Genomic DNA, 14538 nt, shown 5'->3' with positions numbered 1-14538 from the left:
AGGCCGCCCGCGTGGCCGTGCTATCCGCCTGCCATGCCGTCATCGCCGACGCTCGTCGACCGGGCGTGATCCCCGATGCGCTCGCCGGTGAGCCGATCGGGACGTGGTTCGTCGCTCAGCCCAAGCGCCTGGAGGCGCGGCGGCTGTGGATCGGGTTCGCGTTGAACACGCGCGGTCGCGTCCACGTCGACGCCGGCGCGGCCCGGGCCCTTGTGCGGCGCGGCACCTCACTGTTGGCGGTGGGGGTGACCGGCGCGGACGGGGATTTCACCAGCGGTGACGCGGTCGCGATCGTCGATCCCACGGGGACACTGATCGCGCGAGGTCTGGTGAACTACGACGCGTCGGACCTGCGCCGCATCGCCGGGCGCACCACCGAGGATGCCGCTGCCGCGTTCGGCGACGCGTACAGCCGCGAGGTGGTGCACCGCGACGACCTCGTCGTCCTGGTCCCCTGAACGCATCCCCGCCCGGTGTATCCTCAAGCGTGGGTGCGCTGGGAACCCGACGTCAACCCGGCGGTCGCCCACCTGCGGCTGAGCCCTCCCCGAACAACCGACAACCTCGACGAAGTGGGAACCATGCGTACCGTCCGTGAGATCTGTGCAGCCGCCAAGGATGCGAGCCGGGTCCTGGCCACGGCGCCGACCGCGGTCAAGGACGCTGTGCTCCGCGATATCGCCGACGCACTCGAGCGCCATGCCGACTCGGTGCTCGACGCCAACCAGCGTGACATCCAAGCGGGCCGTGACGCCGGCTTGAGCGCTGCGCTGATCGACCGGCTCACGCTGACCGAGGACCGCATCCGGGCGATGGCCAACGGCTTGCGCACGATCGTCGACCTGCGCGACCCGGTCGGGGAGGTGGCCGCCGGTTGGACGCTGCCCAACGGGGTGGAGATCCGCAAGGTACGGGTCCCGCTGGGGGTCGTCGCGATGATCTACGAAGCCCGGCCCAACGTGACGGTCGACGCTGCGGGGCTGTGCCTCAAGTCGGGCAACGCGTGCGTCCTGCGCGGTTCATCCAGCGCCCAGTCCAGCAACGAGGCGCTGGCGGCGGTCATCCGCGAACAGCTCGCACTGGCCCGGCTACCGCAGGACGCCGTCGCGCTGGTCGAGGATCCCTCCCGCGACGGCGTGCAGCAGCTGATGGAAGCGCGTGGGCTGGTGGACCTGCTCATCCCGCGGGGCGGGGCAGGTCTGATCGAGCGGGTGGTCAGCGGGGCCACGGTCCCGGTCGTGGAGACCGGCGTTGGGAACTGCCACGTCTACGTCGACGCCGCTGCCGACCTGGGGAAGGCGGTCGAGATCGTGGTCAACGCCAAGGCGCAGCGTCCCTCGGTGTGCAACGCAGCCGAGACGCTCCTCGTTCACGAGGCCGTCGCCGATGAGTTCCTCCCCAAGGTCGCGGCAGAACTACGCGCCGCCGGGGTGACGCTCCTCGGCGACGACCGGGCACGCGCGGTGGTGGACATGGACCCCGCCAGCGACGATGACTTCGCCACGGAGTTCCTCGACCTCACGCTCGCGGTCGCGGTGGTCGCCGACCTGGACGCCGCCATCGCCCACGTCGCGCGGTACGGGACGCTGCACACCGAGGCGATCGTCACCGAGGACCGTGGCGCCGCGCGCCGGTTCCAGCGCGAGGTCGACGCCGCTGCCGTCATGGTCAACGCCTCCACCCGGTTCACCGACGGGGAGCAGTTCGGGTTCGGTGCCGAGATCGGCATCTCGACGCAGAAGACCCACGCCCGTGGGCCGATGGCGCTCCCGGAGTTGACGTCGGTGAAGTACCTCGTCGACGGCGATGGGCACGTCCGCCGGTGACAGCCGCTGCTGCGCAGCGGCTGTGGTCTTCGTCATCCGGCATCGTCGCGACCGCGTCCGACGTCGAGCGCGAACTCGATGAAAGCCCGCACGTGGGCGGGAAGGTCACGGTCGATGACGTGCACCACGTAGAGGCTGCGCACGACCGGCACACCCACCACCCGCAACGCCCTGACCTGGCTGGCGTGGTGCTCGACCGCGCGTAGCGACACCACGCCGATCCCGAGGCTCGCCTCCACCGCGGACAGCACCGCCCCGCTGCTGCCGAGCGTGATCGCTGCCGGCTGTGGCGGGAGAGCCAGGCCGTGCGCCGCCAGGGTGTCGACGAACGTCTGCTGGGTCCCCGAGCCCTCCTCGCGCTGGATCAGGCGCTGACCGGCGAGGTCGTCGACGGTCACCGCTGATCGCTCGGCGAGGGGATGCGACGATGGAGCGGCGAGGACGATCTCGTCCTGGCCGATCGGCTCGTAACGCAAGCGGGGATGGTCGACCCGCCGACCCGAGAAACCCACATCCCAGCGGTCGTGGTCGAGCAGGTGGCGGGCGACGCCGGCCGAGTCCGTGACGAACTCCCGCGTCTTGACCCCGGGTTGCTCGTCGACGAAGCGGGCGACGAGCTCGGGGACCAGGTACTCCCCCGGCGTCGTGCTCGCCACGATCCCGATCGTGCCCGCCATGGCGCCGGCCGGGAACCTGGCCTCGGCGCGGATCGCGTCGTACTCGGCCAGGGTCCGCGTGGCGAACGTCAGGAACCGCTGACCGGCGTGGGTGAGGCGGATCCCGCCGGCGCCGCGGATCAGCAGCGCGACTCCCAGTTCGTCCTCGAGGCGCTGCACGCGCCGGGACAGACCGGGCTGGCTGATCCCCAGTTGTCGGGCCGCCGCCGACAGGCTCCCTGCGCTGACGGCGGCGCAGAAGGCCCGGAGCCCGCTGGTGTCCATCTGTCCGCTCCGTGCATCGAACGGCGACCCGCCGATGACCGACCCGCAGCTTAGCCATGACGCCGACGCATGGCTGCGTTGACTGACCTGAAACGGTTCGGTTGAGTGCCGGAGCGACGATCCGTGTCCGGGACCGGGAGCCGCACCGATATGTCTGCTCGTTGTGTGCACCGCCCACCGCCCCGACGGCGTTGGGCGCCAGTGGGGCTGGTTTTGGCCCTGCTGGCTTCCGCGTGCGGAGCGACGACGTCGTCTTCCGCAGCTGATCGCCGGCCGCCCCCGATCGTGATCGGGGGGATCCCCGACCAGGACCTGTCGGTCCTGCGCGAGCGTTTCGCCGGGATCGCCACCGAGCTCGAGGACCGCGTCGGCATCCCGTTCCGTTACCAGCCGTCCGTGTCGTACGTGGCGGTCGTGACCGCGTTCCGCAACGAAGACGTCCTGCTCGCCTGGTTCGGTGGGTTGACCGGCGTGCAGGCGCGCCTGGCGGTCGACGGGGCGGAGGCGGTGGCGCAGCGACCTCACGACGCGGATTTCCGGTCGGTGTTCATCGTGGGTCACGGCGTCGACGTCGAGTCGCTGGAGGACCTGGCAGGGACCACGTTCACGTTCGGCAGCGAGAGCTCCACCTCAGGGCACCTCATGCCCCGGCTGGCGTTGCGGCAGGCCGGCATCGATCCCGAGTCCGACCTCGCCGGGCGTCCTGGTTACTCGGGGTCGCACGACATGACGTGGAAGCTGGTCGAGACCGGCGCCTTCCAGGCCGGCGCGTTGAACGAGACGGTGTGGCGATCTGCGGTCGAGCACGGCAAGGTCGACACCCGCAAGGTGCGGATCGTGCACACCACCCCCCCCTACCACGACTACCACTGGGTCGTGCATCCGCGGATCGACGACCTCTACGGCGAAGGCACCACCGCCAGGATCGTCGACGCGCTCCTCGCGATGCGCGCCGAAGACGGCGAACGGACCGCTCGGACCCTCGAGCTGTTCGACACCGACCGGTTCATCCCGACCCGCAACGACAACTACGACCGGATCGCCGAGGTCGCCCGCGACCTCGGACTGCTGCAGGTTCCGTGACCGGCGTGTCGCCACCGCCCGATGCCACGCCCGCCGTCGTCCTGGACGCCGTCACCCACCGCTACGGGGATACCCACGCGGTGCGCGACGTCGACCTGTCGATCGCCGCCGGCGAGACGGTGGCGCTCGTCGGACCCAGCGGCGCCGGCAAGACCACGGTGCTGCGCCTCATCGCCGGGATGCTGCGGCCCACGGCCGGCCGGGTGTCGCTGCACGGCCAGCCCCTGCAGGACCTGAAGCCGGGCCAGGACCTGACCGGGCTGGTCGGCATGGTCCAACAGCGTCTCGACCTCGTGCCGCAGCTGTCGGTCAAGCACAACGTCCAAGCTGGATCGCTCGGCCGGTGGAGCCTGGCCAGGTCACTGGCCGCCCTGCTGTTGCCCGTCGAGCAGCCAGCGGCGCGCGCCGCGGTGCGCCGCGTCGGGATCGACCACAAGTTCCACCAGCGCGTGTCGCGGCTGTCGGGCGGGGAGCAGCAACGGGTGGCCCTGGCGCGGTTGCTGGTGCAGGAACCGCGGATCGTGCTCGCCGACGAGCCGGTCGCGTCGCTCGATCCCGCCCGCGCCGACGACCTGCTGGCCCTGTTGGCGCGGCTGGCACGCGAGTCTGGCAACACCCTCGTCGCGAGCCTCCACACCCCGCACCTGGCACGGCGACACTTCAGCCGCATGGTCGGGTTGCGCGACGGGCGTGTCGTGTTCGACCGCCCAGCCGAGGCGGTGACCGCTGAGCTGCTCGATGACGTGTACCGCCTCCCGGACGGAGCCGAGGCTGGTTCTCCGCCACCACCCACGGCGATCGCAGCGGACCAGGCGACGGCCGCCGGTCGATGAGCGCGTCGATCGCCACCGACGGCAGCACGCTGGTGCTGGGCAGACCCCGCCCTGGGCGGCGGATCGTGCTCACCGCCGTGCTGGTCGCGGCGGTCGCGGCGAGCATCGCCGCCCTGGACGTGTCGGCGGGCGTGCTGCACCCGGGTGGGGCGGCAGCGCTCGGGGCGCTGCTGCGGGCAGCTCTCACCCCGGAGGTGTCTGCCGCGTTCGTGAGCCAGACGGTGCTCCCCGCGACCGCGCTGACGGTCGCGTACGCGGTCGCGGCCCTCACCGTGGCGGTCGCGGTGGGGATCCCGGGGTCGCTCGTCGCCAGCGGGGTGCTGGCCCGCCGGCGGCTGTGGCGCGGGGTCACGGCGGGCCCCGTCCGGGCGGCCCTGGGTTTCCTGCGCTCGATCGACGAGCTGATCTGGGCGCTGCTGTTCGTGAACGTCTTCGGGCTGCATCCGCTGGCGGGGGTGCTGGGCATCGGCTTGCCGTACGGCGCCACCATCGGTCGGGTCCTGGCGGAGCGGCTGCAGGACGTCCCTGAGGAGCCGCTCGCGGCGCTGCGGGGCGCCGGGGCCTCCGAGGCACAGGTCATGCTGTACGGCCGTCTGCCCTCCGCGTTGGCGGACATGACCAGCTACGTCCTGTACCGCTTCGAGTGCGCTGTGCGTGCCGCAGCGGTCCTGTCCTTCGTCGGGCTGGGGGGCGTCGGCCTGGAGCTCACCGTGCTCCTGTCCGACCTCGAGTTCCGGCGCGTCTGGACCTTGCTGTACGCGTTGGTGGTGGTGATCGTCGCGGTCGACGCCCTCGGCGCCCGCCTGCGGTCCAGGCTGCTGCGATGACGGTCGGGGAAGACACCCGACGTCCCCCCACGGACACCGCGGAGGTCGAGGCGGCCCACGCCCTTCACCCGGTCCGCGTCGCTGCGTCCACCCGGATCCCGACGTGGTGGGGCGTGGTCCTGCTCGCGACCGTCGTGGCGAGCTGGTGGGTGGTGATGTCGGGGGGTGGCCCTGCCCGCGTCGACCTGCTGGGTGCCGCAGCCGGGTTCGTCCGTGACCTGTTGGGCGTCGACGGCGTCGATCCGCCGGTGTGGGCGACCAGCGCTGCGTGGCGGGCCGCGGTGGGTCCTGCGGTCGACACGGTGGTGATGAGCCTGCTCGGCGCTGCGACCGCCGGTGTCGTCGCCCTGGCGACCGTGATCTTCGCGTCCCGTCCGCTCCGTGACGCTCCGCACAGGCAGGTGGGCACTGCGGGGCGGCTCGGGTTGGTCGCGACCCGCGGTATGCACGTCCTGACGCGGGCGGTCCCCGACTACATCTGGGCGCTGCTGCTGGTGTTCGTCGTGCGGCCGGGTGTGATCGCGGCGGCGCTCGCCCTGGCGTTGCACAACATCGGCGTGATGGGTCGTCTCGGCTCCGATGTGGTGGAGGACCTCCATCCGGGGCCGCTCGAGGCGCTGCGTTCCGCCGGCGCCGGCCGGCTGCAGGTCCTGGCGTACGGCGTGCTCCCGCAGGTCCTCCCCCAGTTCCTCACGTTCCTGCTGTACCGGTGGGAGGTGATGATGCGCGCCGCGGCCGTGGTCGGCTTCGTGGCGCTGGCAGGGGTGGGGTACCAGCTGCGGCTCGCCCTGAGCTTGTTGCGGTGGTCGGAGGTCGGGCTGTGGCTCGCGGTGTACGTCGCGCTGGTCCTGCTGGCCGACCTGACATCGTCGGCTCTGCGACGCCTGGCGCGGTAACGCTTTCCGGGCGACCGCGATCGAGCGTCAGCCCCTCGACACGCAGGTCCGGAACCCGGCGAACACGTCCCGCCGGTCGGGCGTGAAGTAGTTGCGGTAGGTGTTGCGGACGTAGCGGCCGCGGGTGGCCCACGCCCCCCCGCGCAGCACCTTGCGGCTCCCGAACCACGGCCAGGAGTTGTCGCGGTAGGTGTCCTGCTCGAAGTTGGGATACGGCGCGAACGTCGAGCCGGTCCACTCCCAGACGTTCCCGATCATCTGGCGGCACCCGTAGACGCTGTCGCCGTCGGGGTACGCCGCGACGTCGACGGTGTCCATGGCGCGCCAGTCGAGGTTGGCGTGCTGCGCTGCCGGCTCCTCGTCACCCCACGGGTAGCGCCGCTTGGTCGTGCCGTGCGCGCCGCCGTCGTCGGCGGCGTTGGCCGCGCCGGTCGCGGCCAGCTCCCACTCGGCTTCCGTTGGCAGGCGGCGACCGGCCCAGCGGCAGAACGCCTCCGCCTCGTACCAGCAGACGTGGACGACCGGGCGATCGGGCTCGAGGGCTCGCCACTCATCGAACACCCGCCGCTCCCAGCCGCTGTCGGACCGTCGCCAGTACACCGGGTGATCGGCGCGGGTCCGGGTCCGCCACGACCAGCCGGGGCGGACCCACAGGAGCGGACGCTGGTACCCGCCATCCTCGACGAACTCGGCGAACTGCGCCTGGGTCACCGGCGCCTTCGCGATCGAGAACGGCTGTACCTCGACGCGATGGCACCACTTCTCGTTGTCGTAGACGAACGGCTCCGCTCCGGTCGCGCCGAGCAGGAAGGTGCCACCGTCGATGTCGACGTCGCCCCGGTGCGCCCCGGCGTCGACCACCGTGTCGGGAGCGGTGTGCGACAGCTGCGTGATGGTCGGGGCGGGGTACTGCAGCGTCTGGCGGGTGTAGGTCAGCGCCTCGGTGTGGGTGTCCTCGTGGAACACCGTGTACAGGGCGAGACGGTGCCAGGCCGGAGGCAGACCCTCGGTGACCGCCTCGGCGACGCGGTCGCGCACCTGACGCATGTACTGCAGCGTGTCGTCGCGGGACGGTAGGTCCAGGAACCAGCGCGTGTCGTGGGGGACGGCACCCGAGTCCCACAACGCGTCGCAGTGGGCGATGATCGGTTCTCGCTGCAGCGCGTCGCGCAGCAGGAACCTCTCCTGGAACCACGCGAGGTGACCGATCTCCCAGATCAGCGGGTTGATCGTCGCGATCAGCGGGCCGACGAGCTGTTCGTCGGACAGATCCTCCACCAGTTCCATGACCCGGCGGCGACTGTCGTGCACCCACTGCGTCAGCCGATCCGCATCAACCCACGTCGACAGGGCGTCGCCGGTCACGCCTGCGCTCCTCGAAGAAGACCGTCGCGCCACCCTACAGCCGCGCTCGCCGCTTGGTCCTGCCGGCGTCTGGCGGACGCGACCGCGCCGGAAGGTCACTGCGATCGCGCACCGGCCGCGTGGTTCACCGGCTCCCGGGCCGCTATGCACCCGACGGATACGCTGCCGCGCATGACGCCCAACCCGGACGGCCCCCGCCGCATCGGCCTGCTGGGCGGCACGTTCGATCCACCGCACCTGGGCCACCTGGTGATCGCCGAGGTGGCTCGCGTGGAACTGGACCTGGATCAGGTGCAGTTCGTGGTGGCGGGACAGCCGTGGATGAAGCAGCGATGCTCTCCTTCCGAGGACCGGGTCCGGATGGTCGAACTGGCGGTCGCCGACGACCCGGCGTTCCACGTCAACCGCAGCGAGATCGACCGCGGGTGCCTGACGTACACGGTCGACACCCTGCAGGAACTGCAGGCCGCCATCAGCGGCGCGGAGCTGTTCTTCCTGGTCGGCGAGGACGCGGCGGCGAACATGCCGGAGTGGCGCGAGGTGGACAAAGCGTTGGAACTCGCGAGGTTCGTGATGCTCACCCGCCCCGGGTACGACGTCGAGCTCGACGGTCCGATCCTGGGGCGGTTGGAGCGGCTGACGACTCCCGAGATCGGGATCTCGTCCACCGATCTCCGCGCCCGTTTCCGCCAGGGCCGCGCGGTCCGCCACCAGCTCCCCGACGCGGTGATCGATCACATCCGCGCGCACAGCCTGTACCGGGAGGACGAGGGATGAGCGACACGCTCGACGAGCTCGCGGACCGCAGGCTGACCGTCGACCGGCTCGTCCCGCCGGGACGGTCCCGTCCACCTCGACCGCGGCGCAGCGCCGGGGAACGGCAACGGCGTCGCCGCGCCGAACGACGCCGGCGGATCCTCCGCCTGGGTGCAGCCGTCGTCGCGCTCGCTGCCCTGGCGGCCGCCACGGTGTGGGCCACGACGCTGGTTCCGGCTTTCGACCGCGGCCGCTCGGGGATGACCAGCGCCGACGACGACGCTGCGGCGTCCGGCGGGCAACGTGCGGTGCTGTTCGTGACGTTCGACGAGCGCGATCCGACCCGTGGCGCCGCCCTGGCGTTCGTGCTGGCGCGCGACCCCCGGACGGACGAGTCCACGCTGCTGTTCATCCCCACCGCAACGGTCGCGGACATCCCCGGGCACGGTCTCGACCGGATCGAGCGGGCGTACTCCTTCGGACAAGGGGCGCTGGTGGGCTCCACGGTCGAGAACCTCCTGGGCCTGGACCTCGACGGGGTGGTGGAGGTGAGCCGCCAGGGGTGGGCCTCGCTGTTCGGGCGGGCGGGTCGTTTGACGGTCGAGGTCTCCGAACGTCTGGTCGCCACCGAGCCCGACGGCAACCGCCGCGTGCGGTTCGAGCCGGGACGGCAGCCGCTCGACGGACCCAGGCTGGCGGAGCTGCTGACCTTCCAGGGCGAGGCCGAGAGCGACCTGGACCGCCTGCCCAGGGTCCGGCGTGTCCTGAACACGCTCCTCGAGGCGCTCGCGGCACAACCGGGGATCCTCGAGGCGGTGTTCGCCGACGGGGCGCCGATGCTCGACACGACCGTGCCCGCCGACGAGCTCCAGTCGCTGTTGCAGGCAGCGGCGACCGCGCACGTCGAGGATCGACTCGCCGTCTTCACCCTCCCGGTGTCTCCGATCGGGTCAGGCGGCGACGGCTCGCTGCGGGTCGACCGGGAACGGGCCGTTCAGCTCGTCGCCGACCGGTTCGCGGACTCGATCCCGGTCGCGCAGGGCAGCGGCGGCCGACGTGTGCAGATCCTCAACGGCAACGGTGAGCCCGGCATCGGCCAGCAGGTGGCTGAGCGGCTGCTGCCGGCCGGGTTCCGCATCGTGCTGACCAAGAACGCCGACCGCTTCGACCACGACGAGACCCGGATCCTCGTGTACGAAGACCGGCCCGAGCAGCTGCAGCTCGCCGACCAGATCCGCGATCTGCTCGGCGTCGGCCGGGTCGAGATCAGTCGCACCCCGCAGTCGGTCGTGGACATCACGATCGTCGTCGGTCGCGATTTCGCGGGGGCGTCTGGGTGACCCCCGGGGCGGACGGGACCCGCAGAACAGCTGACCGATGTGCACCCACCACCACCGTGTGGTTGCCTGCGTCTCGTCGACGTTGACCACGAGCGGATAGGAGACCGTGCCCGCCACGCCAGAAGCGATCGCGACCGCGGTGAGTGCGTGCCGCGCCGCCGACGACAAGCAGGCTGGCGATCTGGTGGTGCTCGACGTCGCCGACCTGCTCACGCTCGTGGACGTGTTCGTGATCGCCACGGCCCGCACCGACCGTCAGCTGAAAGCCGTCGCCGAAGCCGTCGAGGAGCGGCTCCGCAGCGACCACGGCGTCCGGCCGCAGCGCCGGGAGGGCCCGGTGGAGTCCGGCTGGGTGCTGCTCGATTTCGGTGACGTGGTCTGCCACCTGTTCGACCAGGAGCGACGCGAGTTCTACGCCCTCGAACGGCTGTGGGCGGACGTCCCCCACCTCGACCCGTTCACCGGCGAGCCACTGGCGGCCGGTCATCTTCACGCCGTGCGCTCGAGCCCCTAACGGCGGTCGCCGCCGCGCGGTCACTGCTGGCTGGCGTCGGACTCAACGACGGAGTCGTTGCGGAATCGACCGCGGTTCGCCGCTGGCGTCGGCCGGGTCGCTCCTGTCGTCGCGGAACTCGTCCGGCGTTCCGGCGTGCGGCCACATCTTCTCGATCTCCGCGTTCAACTCCGCCCCGAGGAGCACCGCGAACGCGGTGACGAACAGCCACAGCATCACGGCCAGCGGCGCTGCGAAGGAGCTGTAGAGGTTGTCGCCGCGGAACGAGAAGGCGATGTAGGTCCGCAGAGCCCCGGCTCCCAGCAGCCACAGCACCATCCCCACCACTGCGCCGGGGAGGTCACGCAGCCATGGCGTGTGCCACGGGACGGCGACGTGGTAGAAGGTCGCGATCAGCGCCACGGTCACCACCGCCAGGGCGAGGTAGAAGCCGGCGGTCGCCACCCATCCCGGGACGACGACCACCAGTGGCCCAGGGACCAGCCAACGCAACAGCCGCGGCCCGAGCACCAGCGCCGGAACGACGAGCGCCCCGAGCACGGCCCCGGCCACGGTGATGCCCAGCGCGAGGAGACGACGTCGCCACAGGGACCGCGGGCGCTCGAGGTCGTAGGCGATGTTGATCGCTTCCAGGAAGGCGTTCACCGCCCGCGAGCCGCCCCACAGCGCGACCACGAAGCCCACCGAGACGACGCTGCCGCGCCCGCCCGCCAGGATCTCCTCGGCGATCTGGCGGTACGCATCGAACGTCCGGGCGGACAGGAACGTCCGCGGCACTCCGTAGACCAGCCGGTTGATCTCGGCCGTCGCCTCGGCGCCGAGCAGGTCGAGCACCCACCCCACCGCACCGAGGAGGGCGAGCAGCAGCGGCACGAACGACAGGAGGGCGAAGAACGCCGCCTCGGCCGCCAGACCGGTCACCCGGTCGTCGACGATCTCACCGGCGGTGCGGACGGCGAGGCGCCACGCCGGACGCATCCCGACGGGCAGACGGTGCTCGATCCTCTCAGTGATCGTCGGCATCCGGCTGCACCTTACGAGCGGGGCGGCGAGGTGGACGGGAGCGTCCCCGGCCACCGGACGCGACCCTGATGGTCGCACGTGCGCGTGAGCCGCGCTGGCTGCGCCGTACAGTCGGTACTGACCGTCTGCACCAGGAGGTGACGTGGCAGCGGCCGCGGCGCAGTGCTCGATGCCGGGGACCTGCCAACCGTGACCCGGTCCGGCGCGACCAGCACGTCGCCGGCGGTGACTGGCCTGGGGCTGGTCACGCCTGCTGGACGCGGAACCCAGGCGTCGTGGGACGCTGTCCTCGCCGGCACCCCAGCCGCGGAACCCGACCCGGACCTCGCCGATGCCGCGGGGATACCGACGATCGTCACGTGCCGCGTGCGGGACCCGGACCTCGATCCGGACCCCGACGGCGACGTCCAGGCCACGGCGCCTGAGCCTCCCAGCCGGCCCGTCAGGCTGGCGTTGACGGCCGCGCGCGAGGCCGTGGCGTGTCTCGACCGCACGCTGGGCGACGCCGGTGTCCGCACCGCGGTCGTCCTCGGCAGCTGTTTCGCCGATATCGCCGACCTCGAGCGCCAGCACCGACGGCTCCTCGAGGACGGCGACGTCGACCCGCATGCGGCCGGGGTCGTGTCCCGGCCGGCGGCGAGCAGGCTGGCGGCCGCCCTGGGCGTGAGCGGCCCGGCGATCACCGTCAACACCTCGTTCGCCTCCGGAGCCAGCGCCGTGTACGTCGCCCGCCAACTGCTGCGTGCGAGGGCGGTCGACGTGGTACTCGCCGGAGGAACCGACGTGGCCATCACACCCTGCTGCGTCGCGGCGTTCGGGGAGATGGGCGCCCTGTCCAGCCGTTGCGACGCGACCGCGTCCCGGCCGTTCGACGCCGATCGGGACGGTTTCGTGCTCGGCGAGGGCGCCGGGATCCTCGTCCTGGAGCGGCTAGAGGACGTCGCTGCACGCGGCGGGACTCCGCTGGCTGTCCTGGCCGGGGCGGGCGCCTCTGCGGACGCCCATCACCCCACAGCACCGCCCGACGACGGCGCCGGGGCCGTCCTGGCGATGCAGCGGGCGCTACACGACGCCGGTGTGGCGCCCAGCGAGGTCGATCTCGTCAACGCGCATGGCACGTCCACGCCGCTCAACGACCGTGTCGAGGCGGCCGCGATCCGCACCGTCCTCGGCGACGGGGGCGGCGGGGCTGCGGTCACCTCGACCAAGGGTGTCACAGGACATCTCCTGGGGGCCGCGGGCGCCGTCGAGGCGGCGTTCGCGGTGCTCGCGATCCGCGATGGCGTCGTCCCACCCACGGCGAACCTCGAGCACGTCGACGCCGACATCGACCTCGACGTGGTGAAGGGGACCCCCCGCCACGGACCTGTGCGTGTGGCGCTGACGAACTCCTTCGGGTTCGGCGGCCAGAACGCCGCGCTGCTGTTCGTGTCGCCATGACGATGTGTTGCGACCCTGCTGACCGGTGAACGCCTGTTAGCGTCGCCTGGACGAGCAGGAGGAGCCGGTGAGACCGGGCGTGGACGTCGTCGCGATCGACCGCATCGCCACGGTCGTGGCCCGCCGTCCCCGGTTCCTCACGCGCGTCTACACCTCCGGGGAGCTCCAAGAGTGCACCCGCGATGGCGTGGACCCGGCGTCACCCTCCGGGGCCGCACGACTCGCGGGGCGGTGGGCGGCCAAGGAGGCCGCCCGCAAGGCCCTCGGCGTGCGCCTGTCCTGGCGGGACATCGAGGTCCGAAACGGCCCCCACGGCATCCCCGCACTGTGGGTGGCCGGGGCGCCGGCGCCGGCCACCTTGTCGTTCGCGCACGACGGCGGCGTCGCGGTCGCGTTCGTGATCGCTGAGGAGGCGATCGCCACCCACTGAGCGGTTCACGCGGTGCCCCCGTGACCGTGGCTCGCCCGCTCGTCGGTGTCCCGGGTTGTTCCCGTGGGCGGGAACGAGTGGCGACGCCAACCCCGTGGACGCTCGCCCGCTCGTCGGTGTCCCGAGTTGTTCCCGTGGGCGGGAACGAGTGGCCACGCCAACCCCGTCGGCGGGGCACCCTGGGACCACCACCACGGACAGGAGCCCCGATGACCGCCGACCTCGAGTTCTTCTTCGACCCCGTCTGCCCGTTCTGCTGGGCGACGTCGCGCTGGGTGCGGGAGGTGCAGCGCTTGCGACGCTTGGAGGTCGAGTGGCGCTTCATCTCCTTGAAGCTGCTCAACGAGGACGGCTACGAGGACAAGCCGCCGCAGTACCCCGATGTGCACCAACGCGGCCTCGAGATGCTGCGGGTGTGCGCCGCCGTCCGCGAGGAGGAAGGCCCCGACGTGATCGGCGAGCTGTACAAAGCGATGGGCGACGCAGTGTGGGAGGCTGAGCCGGCTGGTCCCGCGTTCGAAGACGTCCTCGAGGACGTCGCCGGTGGCCGGGACCTGGGTGCGATCCTCGCGAGCGTGGGGCTCCCGCCCGCCTACGCCGATGCGGCCGACGACGACCGCTGGGACTCCGTCCTGCGCACTGAACGAGACGAAGCGTTGGACCGCGCGGGCGGCGACGTGGGGACGCCGATCCTGTCGTTCGACCCTCCCGACGGGCCGGCGTTCTTCGGGCCGGTGATCAGCGAGCCGCCAACCGGAGATGAGGCCGTCGAGCTGTGGGAAGCGATCGAGACGCTGGCCCACTGGGACGGGTTCGCGGAGCTGAAGCGGTCGCTCCGCGACTTCCCGGAGACGGGGACCGCCGCGCTGCTCCGCGATCCCGCCGCACGCACGGCCAGCTGACCCGCGTGAGCGCCGCATCCGGTGGCCGCGAGCCCGCAGACACGGCCTCGTCTCAACCGGTCTCGTTTTCCTCACTAGGGACGAACAGGCCGACACGAAGCGAATGGCGACAGCCGCGCGTCGACAAGCTCTCGTCCAGGTTCCTGATGCGCCCGCTCGTTGGTGCCAGCGCAGAGAAGCCGACGAGAGCGACCAGCATGCCCACCAGGTAAGGCCAAACCGCCTCAGCGAGGACCGTGGCGACGAATCCCGACAGGGCTGCCGACTCGACGAAGGCGATGCTGAGTAAGACGTTGCTGGTGTAGGTCCCGGCGAGCTCCGATGGCGTTCCACAGAAGTCCAACAACCGGCGACGCGCCCAC

Annotated in this window: 16 protein-coding genes; 12 read left to right on the top strand and 4 right to left on the bottom strand. The window is 71.7% G+C overall.

Annotation, left to right across the window (positions count from 1 at the left end; all coding sequences use genetic code 11):
- On the top strand, positions 1-458 hold a 458-nt coding region (locus tag M3N57_00230; GenBank protein MDP9021133.1), incomplete at its 5' end, for a glutamate 5-kinase.
- 123 nt (positions 459-581) lie between these two features.
- Positions 582-1826 (top strand): glutamate-5-semialdehyde dehydrogenase, encoded by a 1245-nt coding sequence (locus M3N57_00225; GenBank protein ID MDP9021132.1) that lies wholly within the window; start codon positions 582-584, stop codon positions 1824-1826.
- A gap of 32 nt (positions 1827-1858) precedes the next feature.
- Here the strand turns inward: M3N57_00225 and M3N57_00220 are convergent, their stop codons facing one another.
- Positions 1859-2767, bottom strand: a complete 909-nt coding sequence (locus M3N57_00220) for a LysR family transcriptional regulator (protein MDP9021131.1) — start codon at positions 2765-2767, stop codon at positions 1859-1861.
- A 150-nt stretch (positions 2768-2917) separates the two neighbouring features.
- Here M3N57_00220 and M3N57_00215 point away from each other — a divergent pair, with 150 nt between their 5' ends.
- From M3N57_00215 to M3N57_00200, 4 genes are read left to right on the top strand one after another with little or no spacing between them, the layout of a single operon-like run.
- Positions 2918-3850, top strand: coding sequence for a putative selenate ABC transporter substrate-binding protein (locus M3N57_00215; GenBank protein ID MDP9021130.1), 933 nt, complete (start codon positions 2918-2920; stop codon positions 3848-3850).
- Positions 3851-3855: 5 nt separating this feature from the next.
- Positions 3856-4683, top strand: a complete 828-nt coding sequence (locus M3N57_00210; GenBank protein MDP9021129.1) for an ATP-binding cassette domain-containing protein — start codon at positions 3856-3858, stop codon at positions 4681-4683.
- Positions 4680-5510: an ABC transporter permease subunit gene (locus tag M3N57_00205; protein ID MDP9021128.1), complete on the top strand. Its 831-nt coding sequence runs from the start codon at positions 4680-4682 to the stop codon at positions 5508-5510. Before M3N57_00210 ends, M3N57_00205 begins: the two co-directional genes overlap by 4 nt.
- Positions 5507-6406 carry an ABC transporter permease subunit gene (locus tag M3N57_00200; GenBank protein MDP9021127.1) on the top strand — a complete coding sequence of 300 codons (900 nt, stop codon included), beginning with the start codon at positions 5507-5509 and terminating at the stop codon, positions 6404-6406. The genes M3N57_00205 and M3N57_00200 overlap by 4 nt, the downstream gene beginning before the upstream one ends.
- Before the next feature lie 27 nt (positions 6407-6433).
- Here the strand turns inward: M3N57_00200 and M3N57_00195 are convergent, their stop codons facing one another.
- On the bottom strand, positions 6434-7771 hold the full coding sequence (locus tag M3N57_00195; GenBank protein MDP9021126.1) for an SUMF1/EgtB/PvdO family nonheme iron enzyme: 1338 nt from the start codon (positions 7769-7771) through the stop codon (positions 6434-6436).
- 171 nt (positions 7772-7942) lie between these two features.
- Here M3N57_00195 and nadD point away from each other — a divergent pair, with 171 nt between their 5' ends.
- From nadD to rsfS, 3 genes are all read left to right on the top strand, one after another.
- The gene (gene nadD / locus M3N57_00190) at positions 7943-8548 is read left to right on the top strand and encodes a nicotinate-nucleotide adenylyltransferase (GenBank protein MDP9021125.1); all 606 of its coding nucleotides are present in this window, start codon (positions 7943-7945) and stop codon (positions 8546-8548) included.
- A complete protein-coding gene (locus tag M3N57_00185) occupies positions 8545-9867 on the top strand; it encodes an LCP family protein (protein ID MDP9021124.1) in 1323 nt (440 codons plus the stop codon). Before nadD ends, M3N57_00185 begins: the two co-directional genes overlap by 4 nt.
- A 106-nt stretch (positions 9868-9973) precedes the next feature.
- On the top strand, positions 9974-10381 hold the full coding sequence (gene rsfS, locus M3N57_00180; protein MDP9021123.1) for a ribosome silencing factor: 408 nt from the start codon (positions 9974-9976) through the stop codon (positions 10379-10381).
- 42 nt (positions 10382-10423) lie between these two features.
- Here the strand turns inward: rsfS and M3N57_00175 are convergent, their stop codons facing one another.
- Positions 10424-11404 carry a YihY/virulence factor BrkB family protein gene (locus M3N57_00175; GenBank protein MDP9021122.1) on the bottom strand — a complete coding sequence of 327 codons (981 nt, stop codon included), beginning with the start codon at positions 11402-11404 and terminating at the stop codon, positions 10424-10426.
- 189 nt (positions 11405-11593) lie between these two features.
- Between M3N57_00175 and M3N57_00170 the strand changes: the two genes are divergently transcribed.
- The 3 genes from M3N57_00170 to M3N57_00160 all read left to right on the top strand — a co-directional run bounded on the left by M3N57_00170 (position 11594) and on the right by M3N57_00160 (position 14176).
- Positions 11594-12844 carry a beta-ketoacyl-[acyl-carrier-protein] synthase family protein gene (locus M3N57_00170; GenBank protein MDP9021121.1) on the top strand — a complete coding sequence of 417 codons (1251 nt, stop codon included), beginning with the start codon at positions 11594-11596 and terminating at the stop codon, positions 12842-12844.
- 67 nt (positions 12845-12911) lie between these two features.
- On the top strand, positions 12912-13274 hold the full coding sequence (locus M3N57_00165) for a holo-ACP synthase (protein MDP9021120.1): 363 nt from the start codon (positions 12912-12914) through the stop codon (positions 13272-13274).
- Positions 13275-13483: 209 nt separating this feature from the next.
- On the top strand, positions 13484-14176 hold the full coding sequence (locus tag M3N57_00160) for a DsbA family protein (protein ID MDP9021119.1): 693 nt from the start codon (positions 13484-13486) through the stop codon (positions 14174-14176).
- Positions 14177-14228: 52 nt separating this feature from the next.
- Here M3N57_00160 and M3N57_00155 read toward each other — a convergent pair.
- On the bottom strand, positions 14229-14538 hold a 310-nt coding region (locus M3N57_00155), incomplete at its 5' end, for a hypothetical protein (protein MDP9021118.1).

This window comes from Actinomycetota bacterium (assembly GCA_030776725.1).
Taxonomy (GTDB): domain Bacteria; phylum Actinomycetota; class Nitriliruptoria; order Nitriliruptorales; family JAHWKO01; genus JAHWKW01.
Note: the sequence above shows the minus strand (reverse complement) of the source record. Positions and strands in the feature narration are given on the sequence as shown.

What these genes read in the sequence shown, in the direction of transcription:
- M3N57_00225 (MDP9021132.1), top strand. Translation starts at nt 582, where the DNA reads ATGCGTACCGTCCGTGAGATCTGTGCAGCCGCCAAGGATGCGAGCCGG.
- M3N57_00220 (MDP9021131.1), bottom strand. Translation starts at nt 2,767, where the DNA reads ATGGACACCAGCGGGCTCCGGGCCTTCTGCGCCGCCGTCAGCGCAGGG.
- M3N57_00215 (MDP9021130.1), top strand. Translation starts at nt 2,918, where the DNA reads ATGTCTGCTCGTTGTGTGCACCGCCCACCGCCCCGACGGCGTTGGGCG.
- M3N57_00205 (MDP9021128.1), top strand. Translation starts at nt 4,680, where the DNA reads ATGAGCGCGTCGATCGCCACCGACGGCAGCACGCTGGTGCTGGGCAGA.
- M3N57_00200 (MDP9021127.1), top strand. Translation starts at nt 5,507, where the DNA reads ATGACGGTCGGGGAAGACACCCGACGTCCCCCCACGGACACCGCGGAG.
- nadD (MDP9021125.1), top strand. Translation starts at nt 7,943, where the DNA reads ATGACGCCCAACCCGGACGGCCCCCGCCGCATCGGCCTGCTGGGCGGC.
- M3N57_00185 (MDP9021124.1), top strand. Translation starts at nt 8,545, where the DNA reads ATGAGCGACACGCTCGACGAGCTCGCGGACCGCAGGCTGACCGTCGAC.
- M3N57_00175 (MDP9021122.1), bottom strand. Translation starts at nt 11,404, where the DNA reads ATGCCGACGATCACTGAGAGGATCGAGCACCGTCTGCCCGTCGGGATG.
- M3N57_00160 (MDP9021119.1), top strand. Translation starts at nt 13,484, where the DNA reads ATGACCGCCGACCTCGAGTTCTTCTTCGACCCCGTCTGCCCGTTCTGC.